Annotated in this window: 17 protein-coding genes; 6 read left to right on the plus strand and 11 right to left on the minus strand. The window is 65.3% G+C overall.

Going from position 1 to position 15,341, the window contains the following annotated elements:
* Nucleotides 1-28: 28 nt before the first annotated feature.
* From MKK65_RS25610 to MKK65_RS25620, 3 genes are all read left to right on the plus strand, one after another.
* On the plus strand, nucleotides 29-256 hold the full coding sequence (locus MKK65_RS25610; protein ID WP_007566773.1) for a F0F1 ATP synthase subunit C: 228 nt from the start codon (nucleotides 29-31) through the stop codon (nucleotides 254-256).
* A 150-nt stretch (nucleotides 257-406) separates the two neighbouring features.
* A complete protein-coding gene (locus MKK65_RS25615; RefSeq protein ID WP_243960838.1) occupies nucleotides 407-985 on the plus strand; it encodes a F0F1 ATP synthase subunit B' in 579 nt (192 codons plus the stop codon).
* Between the two features lie 16 nt (nucleotides 986-1,001).
* A complete protein-coding gene (locus MKK65_RS25620; protein ID WP_243961012.1) occupies nucleotides 1,002-1,487 on the plus strand; it encodes an ATP F0F1 synthase subunit B in 486 nt (161 codons plus the stop codon).
* A 91-nt stretch (nucleotides 1,488-1,578) separates the two neighbouring features.
* Here MKK65_RS25620 and MKK65_RS25625 read toward each other — a convergent pair whose 3' ends face one another.
* On the minus strand, nucleotides 1,579-1,908 hold the full coding sequence (locus tag MKK65_RS25625; RefSeq protein WP_243960839.1) for a hypothetical protein: 330 nt from the start codon (nucleotides 1,906-1,908) through the stop codon (nucleotides 1,579-1,581).
* Nucleotides 1,909-1,925: 17 nt separating this feature from the next.
* Nucleotides 1,926-3,848, minus strand: a complete 1,923-nt coding sequence (locus MKK65_RS25630; RefSeq protein WP_243960840.1) for a Hint domain-containing protein — start codon at nucleotides 3,846-3,848, stop codon at nucleotides 1,926-1,928.
* A gap of 332 nt (nucleotides 3,849-4,180) precedes the next feature.
* On the opposite strand from MKK65_RS25630, the gene MKK65_RS25635 reads away from it, so the two are divergent.
* Nucleotides 4,181-5,461 (plus strand): NAD(P)/FAD-dependent oxidoreductase, encoded by a 1,281-nt coding sequence (locus tag MKK65_RS25635; RefSeq protein WP_243960841.1) that lies wholly within the window; start codon nucleotides 4,181-4,183, stop codon nucleotides 5,459-5,461.
* An 8-nt stretch (nucleotides 5,462-5,469) separates the two neighbouring features.
* Here MKK65_RS25635 and MKK65_RS25640 read toward each other — a convergent pair whose 3' ends face one another.
* Both MKK65_RS25640 and MKK65_RS25645 read right to left on the minus strand, forming a co-directional pair.
* Nucleotides 5,470-6,339 (minus strand): formate/nitrite transporter family protein, encoded by an 870-nt coding sequence (locus MKK65_RS25640; RefSeq protein ID WP_243960842.1) that lies wholly within the window; start codon nucleotides 6,337-6,339, stop codon nucleotides 5,470-5,472.
* Between the two features lie 42 nt (nucleotides 6,340-6,381).
* The gene (locus MKK65_RS25645; protein ID WP_243960843.1) at nucleotides 6,382-7,122 is read right to left on the minus strand and encodes a competence/damage-inducible protein A; all 741 of its coding nucleotides are present in this window, start codon (nucleotides 7,120-7,122) and stop codon (nucleotides 6,382-6,384) included.
* Between the two features lie 157 nt (nucleotides 7,123-7,279).
* Between MKK65_RS25645 and sfsA the strand changes: the two genes are divergently transcribed.
* Nucleotides 7,280-7,993, plus strand: a complete 714-nt coding sequence (gene sfsA / locus MKK65_RS25650) for a DNA/RNA nuclease SfsA (protein ID WP_243960844.1) — start codon at nucleotides 7,280-7,282, stop codon at nucleotides 7,991-7,993.
* Here sfsA and MKK65_RS25655 read toward each other — a convergent pair.
* Entirely contained in the window at nucleotides 7,980-8,825 is an 846-nt protein-coding gene (locus tag MKK65_RS25655) for an FkbM family methyltransferase (protein ID WP_243960845.1), read from the minus strand. The genes sfsA and MKK65_RS25655 overlap by 14 nt on opposite strands.
* A gap of 116 nt (nucleotides 8,826-8,941) precedes the next feature.
* Between MKK65_RS25655 and MKK65_RS25660 the strand changes: the two genes are divergently transcribed.
* The gene (locus MKK65_RS25660) at nucleotides 8,942-9,706 is read left to right on the plus strand and encodes an alpha/beta fold hydrolase (protein ID WP_243960846.1); all 765 of its coding nucleotides are present in this window, start codon (nucleotides 8,942-8,944) and stop codon (nucleotides 9,704-9,706) included.
* Nucleotides 9,707-9,708: 2 nt separating this feature from the next.
* On the opposite strand, the gene MKK65_RS25665 is transcribed toward MKK65_RS25660, so the two are convergent.
* The 6 genes from MKK65_RS25665 to MKK65_RS25690 all read right to left on the minus strand — a co-directional run bounded on the left by MKK65_RS25665 (nucleotide 9,709) and on the right by MKK65_RS25690 (nucleotide 15,286).
* Nucleotides 9,709-10,470 (minus strand): ABC transporter permease, encoded by a 762-nt coding sequence (locus MKK65_RS25665; RefSeq protein ID WP_058194356.1) that lies wholly within the window; start codon nucleotides 10,468-10,470, stop codon nucleotides 9,709-9,711.
* Between the two features lie 14 nt (nucleotides 10,471-10,484).
* The gene (locus tag MKK65_RS25670; protein ID WP_409565496.1) at nucleotides 10,485-11,417 is read right to left on the minus strand and encodes an ABC transporter ATP-binding protein; all 933 of its coding nucleotides are present in this window, start codon (nucleotides 11,415-11,417) and stop codon (nucleotides 10,485-10,487) included.
* Nucleotides 11,418-11,587: 170 nt separating this feature from the next.
* Nucleotides 11,588-11,875: a hypothetical protein gene (locus MKK65_RS25675; protein WP_243960848.1), complete on the minus strand. Its 288-nt coding sequence runs from the start codon at nucleotides 11,873-11,875 to the stop codon at nucleotides 11,588-11,590.
* A gap of 307 nt (nucleotides 11,876-12,182) precedes the next feature.
* On the minus strand, nucleotides 12,183-12,449 hold the full coding sequence (locus tag MKK65_RS25680; protein ID WP_243960849.1) for a hypothetical protein: 267 nt from the start codon (nucleotides 12,447-12,449) through the stop codon (nucleotides 12,183-12,185).
* Nucleotides 12,450-13,565: 1,116 nt separating this feature from the next.
* Entirely contained in the window at nucleotides 13,566-13,949 is a 384-nt protein-coding gene (locus MKK65_RS25685) for an SUF system Fe-S cluster assembly protein (RefSeq protein WP_007566736.1), read from the minus strand.
* 92 nt (nucleotides 13,950-14,041) lie between these two features.
* Nucleotides 14,042-15,286, minus strand: a complete 1,245-nt coding sequence (locus MKK65_RS25690) for a cysteine desulfurase (RefSeq protein ID WP_243960850.1) — start codon at nucleotides 15,284-15,286, stop codon at nucleotides 14,042-14,044.
* Between the last annotated feature and the right edge of the window lie 55 nt (nucleotides 15,287-15,341).

Raw genomic sequence — 15,341 nt, forward strand, 5'->3', positions numbered from 1 at the left:
TCGATCTGAAGAGACCTCAGGAGTTATCATGGATCCCGTCGCTGCGAAGTACATCGGCGCCGGCCTCGCCTGCCTTGGCATGGCGGGTGCGGGCATCGGCCTCGGCAACCTGTTCGGTCAGTTTCTCGCCGGCGCCCTTCGCAACCCCTCCGCGGCCGACGGCCAGCGCGCCACTCTGCTCCTGGGCTTCGCCCTGACCGAGGCGCTGGGCATCTTCTCGCTGCTCATCGCGCTGCTGCTGCTCTTCGCCGTCTGATCGACGCGCTTCGGGGGCCGCGGTCGACGCGGCCTCCACCGGGCTTCTACCGCCCGACCACCAGGTGGACGCTTCGCGAACGAGGCGTCCGCCTTCTTCCGTCACCGCGTCGGCGGTGACCTAAGCGAACGGTGTCAGTGTAGCGGTCTCATGGCGCAGCCGAATCCCCTCACCACGCCGCCCCCGGGCGCCGACACGCAAGTCGTGCCCGGCCATGTCGAGCACGCGGAAGCGCATAGCGGCGCGTTCCCACCCTTCGAGACCTCCGGGTTCCTGTCGCAGCTGATCTGGCTCGCGCTGGCCTTTGGTCTCCTCTATTACCTGATGGACAAGGTCGCGCTGCCGCGGATTCAGGCGATCCTGCATGCCCGGTCCGAGCGTCTGCGGGCCGACCTCGACCAGGCCCAGGCGATGAAGGCCGAAGCGGATGCTGCCGGCCTCGCCTACGAGACCGCTCTCCGCGAGGCGCAGGGCAAGGCCCGCGACATCGCCCAGACGACCCGGAATGAGCTGGCTGCTGAGGCGGAAACCAAGCGCAAGGCGCTTGAGGCAGAGCTGAACACCAAGCTCTCCACCGCTGAGGCGACGATCCGCACTCGCACTGAGGCTGCCATGGGCAATGTCCGTAGCATCGCCGGTGAGGCCGCGACGGCAATCGTCGAGCGCCTGACGGGTCAGGCGCCCGATCCGGCGACGCTGAACCGCGCCCTCGACGCCACCGCACACTAGACGGGAACCCACGATGCTGCTCGAAGCCGAATTCTGGGTCGCCGTCGCGTTCGTCATCTTCATGGGCATCGCCTGGAAGGCCGGCGCCTTCTCGGCCATGACCAAGGGCCTGGACGGCCGCGCCAACCGCGTCCGTCACGAGCTCGACGAGGCCAAGCGCTTGCGCGAGGAGGCCGCCGCCGTGTTGGCGGATTACAAGCGCCGCCGCGCCGAGGCCGAGAAGGAGGCCGAGTCGATCGTGGCTGGCGCCCGCGAGGAGGCCAAGCGCGCCGCCGAGGAAGGTCATCGCAAGCTCGACGACTTCCTGGCCCGCCGCACCAAGGCCGCTGAGCTGAAGATCTCCCAGGCTGAAGCGCAGGCTGAGGCCCAGGTTCGCGCTGCGGCGGCTGATGCCGCCGTGAAGGTTTCCGCGACAATCCTGCGGGAGCGCATGCAGGGGGATGCGGCACAAGGCCTGATCCGTGCCAGCCTCGGTGAGGTCCGGACCCGACTCCGATCCTGATCGTTAAGAACAGATCAGCCGATGAAAAGCCGCCTTCGGGCGGCTTTTTTCGTGCGCTCTGAGGCGAAATTTCCTCAGGTTCGATGCGGGGCTACGGCGCGCGAACAATTCTCAGCGGTGCCGCCAGCACGTAGGGGGAGCCAGGCAGATGCGCCCCGTCTCCCTCGCGTCGGACGCTGATCGCGTAGTCCTGACGCGGTGAGAGCAAGCCGACCGGCAGGACCAGTGTGAAGCCGCAACGGCCGGTTCCGAGGCCTTCCACGGCGAGATCCTCTCGGAAGAGGTCTGCCCGGCATCGTCCGAGGACGCGCCGTTCGACCGCGATCAGTACCACCACGGGGATGTCCGGCGTATCCGTCTCCCAAGCCCAGCCGATGACGCGACGATGGCTAAGCACGTCGATACTGCCACGCAGTGTCATGGCGGCCCTCTCCGAGGTCAGGCGACCTGTGCTCGGTGCCATGCGCCAGCGGCATCGAGCACCATGGTGCCGATCATCGCGCCGTCCGCTGAACGGCGGACGATGACGGTGTGCGTCACCCCCGGCGCAAGACGCTCCTCCAGCCCGAGGTCGAAGCCGTGCCGGCCCTGCCCGATCGCGGCCGCACCGAGATCCGGTCGCTCGAGATCAGCCAGTGTCATCGCGACGACGGTCCCATCCACCACGACGTCGAGGCAGACCGGGCCGGTGGGATACGCGGTATCCTGCGCCCAGCCGGCGACGCGCACATCGCCGTTGCGGACCTCGCAGAGATCGAGGTTGCCGCGCAGCGCACCGAATCGAGGCGCTTCCACCGAGAGGCCTGCGCGGAGAATCAGGCGGCGGACGAGGGCTTTCAGCGCGGGGCCCTCTTCCACGCGTTCGGCATAAGGTGTGTTCAGTGATGGCGTGCTCGGCTGCGCGAATGCGGTGTCGAACTGCGCGCGCAAGCCGGCCGCCGCGAAAAAGCTCTCTGCCGGAACGCCCTCGGCCAGCAGCATGTCGTGGGCGTCCAGTTCGATATGCCAGTAGGTCAGGTCGGTGGCCGCCTCTCCGCGGGTAATGGTTTTGCCGTTGACCAGATGACCAGCGGCGACGAGCATGCCGTCCAGCAAGAACGCGTGGTCTGGCGAGACCCGGAGATCGCGAGCGGGTGCGCCGTCCGACAGGGCTCCTGCCCGGATCCGTACCCGCCGGTCGGCTCGAGGCACGGTCGGGCCCGGGTAGTGGCGCGTCCCGATCCACCGTATGGGGCGGCGCTGTCCCGACGCGGTCACCACCCTTTGGCCGACCTGAAGGTTTTCGACGGCTATCGCGCCGTGTTCGGTGAGGATTCGGGTGCCGGTGCAGTAGCACGGTGCGGGATTGGCCGACGACGACGATCCGGTTGAGGCTCCTGTCCCCGCCGGTTCCGTAGCAACACCGCTCGCAGGGGCGGATGCAGCTGTACCGGTTGCGGGCGACGATGTGGTGGCGCCGGACGCGGTTGACGCCGCAGATGCCCCTCCCCTCACGGGTGATGACCCAAGCGATGTCGTCGCGTTCTGGCGGGCGGCGGTGGCGCCATAGAGGCCCGGATCGTACCCATCCGGAGACGAAACCCGGCCCTGCGGGACGGCGACTGCGTTCGTGCTGTTTGAATAGACCCGGATGTAGTCGATGTTCGACGTAATCGGGCTGCCCGTTGCCGTCCCCTCGCTGCGGACCGCGAGGTCGGCGATCAGATACATTGGGCTGTGAAGGTCAGAGGGCGTATCCTGTGACCCGGTGAACTGACCGTCGACGTAGAAGCTGATCTTGTCCGCCTGCCAGTTCACCCCATAGGTGTGATAGCCGGATGGATTGGCCATCTCACTGTAAACTTGGCGATTTGCCTGCCAAGGTATGCCGTTCTGCGGATCGGTCGTATGGATCGTGCTGTAGACGCCTTTGTCGTTGTTGCCATAATGCTCGACGACATCCAGCTCTTGGTGACCATTGGTATTGCTCGATTTCGAGCTTTGCTGGTTCGGCAGCAACCAGAACGCGTCCCAAGCATTCGAATCGTTCGAGAAGTCGGCTCGGATCTCGAAGTAACCGTAGGTCTGTGAGAAGTTGCCCTGGGTGGTGATCAGGCCGGATTCCCAGCTGCCGGGAAAGCCGTACGCGGTCCGGTCCGGCACGGCTGTAATCGACAGCGCGCCGTTCTGGAGGCTGAATGGATCGTAGCCTGAGGAGGAATCGACGAAGGATGACCGTCCGAACCCGATATCGGACCTGTCGTCGGTCGTCCGCCACTCGGCGCGCGTGTCGGCGTAGGTGGTGCCCGCGCCGGTCAGGGAAATGCTGCGCGTGTTAAATTCGTCGTCGAACGTCAGGCGGTAACCGGTGAGATCGACCATTCAAACCGCCCCTTCTAGGCAGATATTCCGCTAAATTGGACAGAAACGCGCGTGTAACACTTATCTAAATCAATAATTAAATGGTTAATGATTGGTATCTCGCAGTGGTGCGTGCAGCCAGAAAACGCGTTTAAAGGCCCTCAATCAAAGGCATGTGTCAGGCATTCCGGATTGCCAGCGGGGCGCTGTTATTGCGGCGGTCTCCCTGCGCATTTTCGGTGCTGAACGGACTGTTTTGAACTCCAGCCGGATTTCAGTCCGGGCCAGGCCGTGCGCCACGAACATCGGCTTCCGCCCCGCGTTCACCGGGAACACGCAATCCTGGAGACGGCATGGCGGACAAAGCGCGGATCGTGATCATTGGCGGCGGGGTCGCAGGGATCGAGGTGGCGACCAGCCTCGGCCGTGGCGGCAAGGCCGACGTTGTGCTGGCCGATCGCAGCCTGTCCCATGTGTGGAAACCGATGCTGCACACCTTCGCGGCCGGCACGGCCCGGCCCGACCGGCAGAAAGTCGATTTCTTTGCGCAGGCACGTCGCAACGGTTTCCGGTTCCAGCCGGGTACCCTGATGGGGATCGACCGGTCGATCCGCAGGGTTCGGCTCGCAGTCGAGGCGGCGCAGGGACAGCCGCAGGCCGATCTTGCCTACGACCTCCTGGTGCTCGCCATCGGTAGCCGGGCCAATGATTTTGGTACCCCCGGGGTGGCCGAGCACTGCCTGACCATCGACGATCTTACCGAGGCCGAGGCGTTCCACCGGCACTTGCGGCGCCATCTTCTGGCTCGGCTCGACAGCCCGGAGAGCCTCGAGATCGCGATCGTCGGCGGTGGCGCGACCGGCGTCGAGTTGGCGGCAGAATTGAAGCACGCGATCAACCTGGCCTCGGCCTACGGCTCTCCCGATCTGCCGCAACGCTTACGCCTGACCCTGATCGAGAGCGGACCACGCCTCCTGCCGGCGTTTCCGGAGCGGGTCTCCCGCGCGGCGTCACGGACCCTGTCAGATCTTGCCGTGGAGGTTCGGACCGACGCCATGGTCACGGGGGCCGACGCGGCGGGTTTTACCCTGAAGGACGGCAGCCGCATCTCGGCCGGGCTCAAGGTTTGGGCGGCCGGCGTGAAGGCGCCAGACGTGCTGGGCGCGGTCGAGGGACTGGAACGCTCGCGCACCGGCCAACTTGTGGTCGGTCCCGATTTACGCACAACCCGGGACCCGGCGATCTTGGCCCTTGGGGATTGTGCCAGTCAGGTCGACCTCAAGACCGGCAAAGCGGTCCCGGCTACCGCCCAGGCGGCGCGACAGCAAGCACAGTATCTCGCGTCCCATCTCGGGCGCGCGCTGGCTCGGGGCGATACGGTCGCGGGGGAGCTGCCAGCCTTCCACTACGTGGAAAAGGGGGCCATCGTGTCCCTGGCCGATTTCAACGGCTGGGGCACTCTCGGGCGCTACACGTTTGGCGGAGGCCGGCTGAACGGCCTTTCCGCGCGGCTCACCCATGACTTGCTGTACCGGCAGCACCAGATTGGCCTTTATGGGCCTCTCCGCGGAACGATGACCTGGATCCTCGACGATCTCGACCACCTCATCAGTCCGGCGGTGAGTCTTGACTGACGTGCCCGTCAATCGGTGCGCTCGCCCTCGACTTCCTTGGTCTCCTCGACTTGCGGCGCGACCTGGCCGTAGTTCAGCACCGCTACCAGGGTGACGCCGCCGATCGTGTTGCCGAGAAGCGTCGGCAGGAAGAAGCGCAGCCCGTAATCCTCCAGCGAGGCCGCGCCGGTCACCAGCAGGTAGAAGGCCTCAACTGAACCGGCGACGATGTGGGCAAGACCGCAGAGCGCGACCAGCCAAGTCATCAGCAGGATCACGAAGGGGGCTGCGCTGCCGGTGGCTGGCAGGAACCAGACCATCAGGGCAATCATCCAGCCGGCAAACACCCCTTTCACGAAGGTGGACCAGAACCCATGCGCGATCGCGTCATGGCTGATCTCCGCGAAGGCCTTGAGCACAGGCGGCTCGAAGGCACCGGCATGGGCCACCACCGTGGCGATGGCTAGTGTTCCCAGAATGTTGCCGCAGAGAACGATGAGCCAGAGCCGCACCACGCGCAACGCCGTCTTGATCGAGCGGTCGTGTAGCAGCGGCAGGATCGGCGTGACGGTGTTCTCGGTGAACAGCTGCTGGCGACCCAGGACGACAACCAGGAAGCCAACCGAATAGCCCATCGTGGTCACGACCTTCGCCCAGTCGGCCTCGGGCAGCCGGCTCTTCAGGACCCCGGGCACGATCAGCGATAGGGCGATGCTCAGGCCTGCCGCGAAAGCTGAGAGGAACAGCGCAAGGCTGTGGCGGCGCAATTCTTCGTCGCCTTCAAGCCGGATCACCTCGTGCAACACGTAGGCGTCCGGGCGGCCGATTTCTGACACTTCCTTCAGCAACTCGTTGCGCCGGGCTTCCTTATCGGCACGGTCGTTCTGGTCCTGGATCATTCACTCAGCTCCGTGACGCAATCCGATCGTGACGGTGGGATCTCAGGCCGACAGCCGTGCCACCAGCGCCGCGACCGCTTCCCGCGCTTCCGCCAGGGCCTGCGTATCCCGGCTGCGAACGACGATCCGATTGCGAAAACCCTCCGGCGTCATTGCCGGGTAAGAGCCGATCGACACGGCCGGCCGCGCCTTGGCGATCTCGCCAAGGTCCGCAGCGTATTGACCCTCGGGCAATCCCCCCGCTTCGACGGTCTCGGAGATCATCGCGGCGCCCCCCTTCAAGGTCGGCGCGATCGCGTCGAGCATGGCCTGCATCACGCTCGGCACGCCAGCCATGACGTGGACGTTGCCGATGCGGAAGCCTGGAGCTTTCGAGACCGCATTGGGGATCAGATCGGCACCGAACGGGATCCGGGCCATGCGCAGCCGCGCCGCATTCAGATCCTCGGGCTTGTGACGCTCCAGCAGCATCGCCCGCGCGCGCTCGTCGATGTCGATGCCGACTCCGAACGCCTCTGCCACGCAATCGGCGGTGATATCGTCGTGGGTCGGGCCGATCCCGCCGGTGGTGAACAGGTAGCTGTAGCGCGCCCGCAGGGCGTTCACCGCCTCCACGATCATGGCGGCCTCGTCCGGCACGACCCGCACTTCACGCAAGTCGATGCCCGCGGCGGTGAGGAAGTCGGCGATGGTGCCGATATTCTTGTCTTTGGTACGCCCCGATAAGATCTCATCGCCGATGACGAGGATCGCGGCCGTGATCGAATCGGAAGGCTGGTCCATGGGACTCTGAGGTGGGAGGGATGGCCGCGGCCGGTTCGGCTCCGGCTGACGATCCTGCGCGCATCGGTCTCGCCGCCGCAGCGGTGACACCTTCGACGGCGGATGGTCTGCAGATAGCGCGGTCGCCCGCTCGGACCACACGAACCCGGAGATATCGATGCTCTTCGCCGCGCCGCTCACACCGGGACGGCTCGTGCAGCGCTACAAGCGTTTTCTGGCGGATGTCGAGACGGAAGACGGAGTTGTTACGGCCCATTGCCCCAATCCCGGCGCGATGCTTGGCCTGAAGCAGCCTGGCCGACCGGTGCTGCTCTCCCATTCGACCAATCGGGCCCGGAAGCTCCCGCTGACCTGGGAACTGGTGCAGGCCGACCTGCCGGGCGGCCCGCAATGGGTCGGCATCAACACCCTGCGCCCGAACGCGCTGGTGGCCGAGGCATTTCACTTAGGTCTGATCGCTTCGCTCGCCGGCCATCACACCTTCCGACCGGAGGTCCGCTATGCGCAGGCCAGCCGGGTCGATTTCGTCGCGAGCGGCGCGACCGCCGGTCCCTGCCACGTCGAGGTGAAGAATTGCCACTTGATGCGCCGCCCGGGCCTCGCCGAGTTTCCCGATTGCGTCGCCGCCCGCAGCGCCCGGCATATGCGCGATCTGGCTCAGGTGGTCGCCGAGGGCGGCCAAGCGCTGGTGATCATCGTGGTGCAGATGCACGCGGAGGCGTTCGACGTCGCCCGGGACATCGACCCGGCCTTCGACCGGGCGTTCCGCGAAGCGCGCGCCGCGGGCGTGGAGGTCCGCGCCTATCGCTGCGCCGTGAGCCCCGCGGGCGTCGCGATCACCGACGAGATCCCTGTGATCACGCCGCGCTGATGGGGGTGTCGCGCTCGAACATCAGGTTCAGCCGGGAGCGCGAGATCTCGCGATAGCCAAATCCCTCAAGGTGCTTCGGAAGATCGATCTGCCACTGACCGGTCCCGTTCTCGATCAGCAGGATGCGTGGAAGAAGCGCTTCCGGTGCCTCGCGCAGGAACGGCTCAAGGATCAGGTCTTCGGCGCCTTCCACGTCGAGTTTGATCGCGTCGACGCGGGTCAGGCCCTCGGCCCGCAGCAGGGCGATGAGCGTCATCGCCGGCACGGTGATCCGGGCACCCTCGTTGGTCCCCACGATTCGCAGGCTCGATTCGCCGCGGTTGCGCGGGTCGATGAACAGGGTCAGCTCGCCGGCCTTGTCGGCCACCGCGCAGGCGACCGCCTTCACCGTGTGGAATGGGTTCTGGGCGATGTTGTAGGTCAGACGTTCGAACACGTCGGGCTGCGGTTCGACCGCGACGATCCGGGCCGCCGGGCCCGAGAATGCCGCTACGCAGAGCGCGTAGGCCCCGATATTCGCCCCGATATCGAGGAACACGCAGTCCTGTGCCAGCCGCTGCTGCAGCATCGCCCGCTCCTGCGGGTCGAAGAATTGCGGCGTGAACAGCACCTTCTTCTCGCAGTTGTTGTTGTAGGGGTGCAGCCGCATCCGGGCCCCGTAGCGGGTCACGTCGAGGGGCTTGCCGCCCAGCCGCGAGATGGCGATCCGGCGCAGGAACAGTGCCAGGCGCCGCCCGTACCAGGACTCGGCCGGGATCCGGTTCGTTCGACGCGTGATCGCCGCGACGAGTCCGGCCGGTTCGTAGGTGCCGTAGGGCTTGGTATCGGTCATAACCGGGGCGGTGTGCCAGCCCGTGCCCCGTCCGGCAAGCGGACGCATCCGCGTTGCCCATGCGCGGTTGGCTGGTCTAAGCGGGGGCCGAGCTTCGACGGCATAGGTTGCGTGGTATGGACTTCTTCGATTCGGACGGGGTGCGGATCGCCTATATCGATGTCCCGCCGGCTGCCGCGGCCGGGACGCCGGTCCTGCTGATCCACGGCTTTGCCTCCAACCATGCGGTCAATTGGGTCAACACCCAATGGGTTCGGGCCCTGACCCAGGCCGGATACCGGGCGATCGCGCTGGACAATCGCGGCCACGGCGAGAGCCAGAAACTGTACGATCCGGCAGCCTATAGCTCCGAGGCCATGGCCTGGGACGCGGTGCGGCTGCTCGACCATCTCGGGATCGAGCGCGCCCATGTGATGGGCTACTCGATGGGCGGACGGATTACCGCCCATATCGCCCTCGACCATGCCGATCGGGTGCGCTCCGCCCTGATCGGCGGTCTCGGCATGCATCTGATCGAGGGCAAGGGTCTCCCCTCCGGGATCTCGGAAGCGCTTGAGGCTCCCCCCGGTACACCGGCCCCGAACCCGACCGCCGCCGCCTTCCGGACGTTTGCGGAGCAGACCCGAAGCGATCTCCGCGCACTCGCCGCCTGCATGCGCGGCTCGCGGCAGACGCTCAGCCGGGCGGAACTCGCTCAGATCGAGGTGCCGGTGCTGGTCTCGGTCGGCACCCTGGACACGGTGGCAGGCTCCGGCCCGGCGCTGGCCGCTTTGATTCCGGACGCGCGCGCGCTGGAGATCGAAGGCAAGGACCACTCCACGGCAGTCGGCGCCAAGCCGCACCGGGATGGCGTGCTGGCCTTCCTCGCCGCGCAGCCCTGACGTCAGCTCTTCAGACGGTAACCCGTGCGGAAGATGTAGGTGACCAAGCCAAGGCAGATCACCAGGAACAGGGTCGTCATGCCGAGACTGATCGCGATGCTCACATCGGCCTTTCCGAAGAAGGCCCAGCGGAACGCGCTGATCAGGTAGACGACCGGGTTGATCAGGCTCACCGCGTGCCAGAACGGCGGCAGCATGTTGATGGCGTAGAAGCTGCCACCCAGGAAGGTCAGAGGCGTTACCACGAGGAGCGGCACCAGCTGCAGCTTCTCGAACCCGTCCGCCCAGAGTCCGATGACGAAGCCGAACAGGCTGAACGTGACCGCGGTGAGCAGCAGGAAGCCGATCATCCAGAATGGGTGATCGATGCGCAGGGGGACGAACAGGGCTGAGGTCGCCAGGATGATCAGGCCGATCAGGATCGACTTCGAGGCCGCCGCGCCGACGAAGCCGAGCACGACCTCTAGCGGCGAGATCGGCGCCGACAGGATCTCGTAGATCGTGCCGGCGAAGCGCGGGAAGTAGATCCCGAACGAGGCGTTGGCGATGCTCTGGGTCAGCAGTGAGAGCATGATGAGGCCGGGCACGATGAACAGCCCGTAGGGCACGTCGTCCACCGCAGAGACCCGGGAGCCGATCGCGGCGCCGAAGACCACGAAATACAGGGTCGTCGAGATCACGGGAGCCAGGATGCTCTGCCCTGCGGTCCGCCAGAAACGGCTCATCTCGAACCGGTAGATCGCCCGAACCGCTGGCCAGTTCATGCTCATCGCGTCGCTCATGCCCGTGTCTCCCCTTCGCGCACGAGGCCGACGAAGATGTCCTCCAGGGAGCTCTGCTCGGTATGGAGATCGGTGAAGCGGATGCCGGCGGACGCCAGCCCGGTTAGCAACCCGGTGATCCCGGTCCGTTCGGCGCGTGTGTCATACGTGTAGACCAGCTCACGGCCGTCGCCGGCGAGCGCGAGCTCGTAATCGGATAGGTCAGGCGGAACCGCGGAGATCGGCGCCTGGAGCTGCAAGGTGAGCTGCTTGCGCCCGAGCTTGCGCATCAAGGCGGCCTTTTCCTCGACCAGGATGATCTGGCCGCGTCGGATCACCCCGATGCGGTCGGCCATCTCCTCGGCCTCCTCGATGTAATGGGTGGTGAGGATGACGGTGACGCCCTGCTGGCGTAGGTCGCGGACGAGGGCCCACATGTCCTGACGCAGTTCCACGTCGACGCCCGCGGTAGGCTCGTCCAGGAACAGCACCCGGGGTTCGTGCGACAGAGCCTTGGCGATCAGAACCCGGCGCTTCATCCCGCCGGACAGAGTCATGAGACGGCTGTCGCGTTTGTCCCATAGGGACAGGGCGCGCAGGATCCGCTCGATATGCGCCGGATCGGGTCGCAGCCCGAACAACCCGCGAGAAAAGCTCACGGTGTTCAGTACGGTCTCGAAGGCATCGGTGGTCAGTTCCTGCGGAACGAGACCGATGGCTCGGCGCGCAGCGCGATAATCCGCAGCGATATCGTGACCGTCTACCGTGACCGTGCCTGAACTCGGCGTAACGATCCCGCAGACGATGTTGATCAACGTCGATTTGCCGGCGCCGTTCGGGCCCAAGAGCGCGAAGATCTCGCCACGCTCGATACGGAGATCGATTTCGCTCAAGGCGGTGAAGCCGGACGTGTACGTCTTCGACAGCTTCGAGATGGAGATGATCGGCATCAGGGCCTGAGTGGAATACGGGGCATCGTGCGCCAACAATCGCCGCTCCAGCGAAGGCGAATGCCGCTTGCAAAGGCGTTGCGATGGTTCGGTAGGCCTGCCCGGGCCGGCGGGCCATTTCCGAAAGCGGGTGCCCCTATAGCACGGCGCGCGCGCCGCTCTCACCGCGCTCAGGTGCGGGAGCGCACAGCGGGACTGGCCTCGTCACAGCCCCCTGCACAACGCTCGATCATCGCCAGACATTGCCGGCGGACATCCGGATCACGGATGCGCACGAAGGACGCCAGGATTTTCGAACATTCGCTCGCCGTCGGACCTTCGCTCGACGCGGCGGCACGGGGCCGACGAAAGGTGGATACGGGCAGGTCCAAAGCTTCGGCAATCTGACCGAGGAGCTGCGCCGGCTCGGTGACGCGAGAGTCGGTATCAGCCTGTTCGGACCCTCCTGTGTCGATCATGATGCCTTCCAGCCTAAACGTCAGCTTATTCTGACGACGGGAGCGCCGATCCGCCCGCATGACACAGAGCGAAATTTGCCGCGACCATTCCCAACTTTTCGCGGCGCTGCAACCTACCGTTACGCTTCTCAGTAGTCCTATGTGTCCCGATCACATGCTTAGTGTTCGCAGGGGACGTAACACTCCCCGTCAGATGCCAAATTCAGCACAGGTTGAATCTATCGTCGTATGGCAAATTTAGCGAAGTTGTATACTTGGCGGTAGCTCCGGATAAAAGTCTTCATCGGCGGCGTTCGCCGTGGAACCGTCAGCCGGCCCGCCGCAGCACGAAGAGCGTCGCAAGGCCGATCAGCGTCGCGAGTCCGAGAAGCCTGCGCCAGGGATTCACGCCGCGCACAAGCTCATCGATCGCCCACCAGCCGAGGGCGAGGTCCGCCGCAAAGGCGAGCCAGGACGCAGCAGGCTCAGCGCCGCGAGCGATCCAAGTTGCCAACGTCAGCGCGAGGAATAACCACAGTGGCAGATTGGGCCATTGCGCGACCGTGATGGCGCCGGTTCGGCGATCCTGGAACATCCAGTCGCGCGCCCGCACGAGGGAATTTGACGGCCGCTGCGTCATGGGCCTGCGCCTTTCTGGATGCCACACGACCGTGCGTCGCCGCACCGCCGGCCCGTCGGGGAACCGTTAAGACCGGTTCAACAGGACGAGGCAATCTTAACCGGTCGTCAACCTTACTAAATGGAAAGCGCGGACCAATCCCTAACAGTTCCTGAAACGACTCGCGAAAGAGTCGTTAATCAGGTGATAATGCAGCATCCGAGCCCGACGAACCCCTTGATAAATAAAGGACCTGTCATGAGTACCCGTTTCGAAGACCTGAAGTTCATGTTCCTGCTCAGCGCCGTCACCCTGCTCGGCAGTGGCCTCGACATCATTCTGCGCTGATCGAGACCGACGGGGCCCGCGCCGCCGGAAGATTGGTCCGCGCAAAGGCGCGACCCAGGGCCGAACGGGCTGCGGATTCGCGGAGCCGCCCGGCACCGCGGTTTGCCGTGACCACGGGTACGTTGACGACACGCGGCGCGCTCACACGCCAGCGGTTCTGCAAAGCCGGTCCGGCAGCCGCGACCGCGCTCTGACCTGATCGAAGGACATTGCGCAACTCGGCCACGCGCGTCTTCCGCTCGGTACGTATCACCACCGCGGCCAATACGAGACCGCTGAGTCCGGCCCCTTCAAGGAGTGCCGCGACCACGTAACCCGGACCCATCCGTCCCCACCATTCGCACCGAGCGGCGCCGCCCAAACCAGCAGCCGCATGACCCCTGTGCGCAATCGTGGTTAACGAGATCTTAATGCCAGCGTAGATTGATATATGCTGCGAAGCTGGCTGGACTTATTAGACAGTCGAGGCCGAATCAAATTTCTGCCACCGAGCCACTCTTGCTTCCATGAAGGCCAGTGTCACGTCGGGAAAACCTGCGTGAAACTCCGTTTTCGGGGCGGATGGTACGGCCAGTAGTAATTGCTTCTGCCGCAATTGCTCAGGGTTTGCTGGTATAGAATGCATATTGGCGACGATACTGTTTCCGAATAGGCACACGATTGAGCGTTTGCCTATTCGATCCGCGTGTCAGGCGGCGTTCGACAGGCCGCTTCGGTTCTGAGCAATGGCCTGCTCGCGCGGCCCTACCACATGTCCAGGGCGACGCGGGCCTCGTCGGACATCCGGCTCTGATCCCACGGCGGATCGAACACCATCGTCACAGCGCAGGATTGCACACCCGGTACGGCGCTGACGGCATTCTCGACCCAGCCCGGCATCTCCCCGGCCACCGGGCAACCCGGGGCCGTGAGGGTCATGTCGATCGCGACCTTCCGATCGTCTCCGATATCGACCTTGTAGATCAGGCCGAGCTCGTAAATGTCGGCCGGGATCTCCGGATCGTAGACGGATTTCAGCGCGGCGACGATGTCGTCGGTCAGGCGATCCAGTTCGGCAGGCGGGATCGCCGAAGCGGCTTCGACCGCGGGGGCGTTGGCGCCGCCGGTGATTGTAGCGTCGGTGCTCATGGTTTCATTCTCCCCCGGTGCCGCCCAAACGGAACCGGTTTCCTCGCGGCTCACGCATCGCCCGCACGATCAGGTTTGGGACGCTGCGCCGATCAGGCAAACATCATCTCGGCTTTGCCGAGTGCCTCGGCAAGAGCATCGATCTCGGCGGTGGTCGTGTACAGGCCGAACGACGCCCGGCAGGTGGACGTCACACCGAAGCGCGTGAGCAACGGCATGGCGCAATGGGTGCCGGCGCGCACCGCGACGCCCTGACGGTCGATCACCGTGGCGATATCGTGGGCGTGGGCACCCTTCATCTCGAAGCTGACGACGCCACCCTTGCCCTTGGCGGTCCCGATGATCCGCAGGGCGTTCATGGCGCCGAGCCGCTCGTGGGCGTAGCGGGTCAACATCGCCTCGTGCGCCGCGATGTTCTCCCGGCCGAGCCCCAGCATGTATTCGAGGGCTGCTCCGAGCCCGACCGCCTCGATGATTGCCGGTGTGCCGGCCTCGAAGCGGTGCGGCGGGTCGTTATAGGTAACCGTATCCTGGCTGACCGTCCGGATCATCTCGCCGCCGCCCTGATACGGAGGGAGCCGCTCCAACCATTCCTTCTTGCCGTAAAGAACGCCGATACCGGTCGGACCGTAAACCTTGTGGCCGGTGAAGATGAAGAAGTCGCAGTCCAGCGCCCGGACGTCGATCGGCTGGTGGACGGCGCTCTGGGCGCCGTCGAGGAGCACCGGCACGCCGTGGGCGTGGGCGATGCGGACGATCTCCTCGGCCGGCGTCACGGTGCCGAGAACGTTCGACATCTGGGTGATCGCGACCATCTTGGTGCGCGGCGTGAACAGCTTCTCGTATTCCTCGACCAGGAAGTTGCCCTCCTCGTCGACCGGCGCCCACTTGATTACGGCACCGCGCCGCTCCCGCAGGAAGTGCCAGGGCACGATGTTGGAGTGATGCTCCATAATCGACAGAATGATCTCGTCACCCTCGCCGATCAGCCCGGCCCAGCCCATGCTGGAGGCCACGAGATTGTAGGCCTCGGTGGCGTTGCGGGTGAAGATGATCTCATCGGTGGAGGCCGCGTTGAGGAACTGACGCGTGGTCTCGCGGGCGCCTTCGAAGCCTTCGGTCGCGGCGTTCGCCATGAAGTGCAGGCCGCGATGGACGTTGGCATAGCCGGTCTCCATGCACGACACCATCGCGTCGATCACTTGGCGCGGCTTCTGCGCCGAAGCGGCATTGTCGAGATAGACCAGTGCCTTACCGTAGACCGTCTGCGACAGGATCGGGAAGTCCTTGCGGATCGCCGCGACGTCGTAGCCGGTGGTGAGGACGGGTGCGTTCATCGTCGCGACCTTCTGAGACCTAAGTCCGTCCCATGGGCCACCTCCTCGGAGGCGC

Origin of the sequence: Methylobacterium sp. J-001, assembly GCF_022829565.1 — a bacterium.
Taxonomy (GTDB): Bacteria; Pseudomonadota; Alphaproteobacteria; order Rhizobiales; family Beijerinckiaceae; genus Methylobacterium.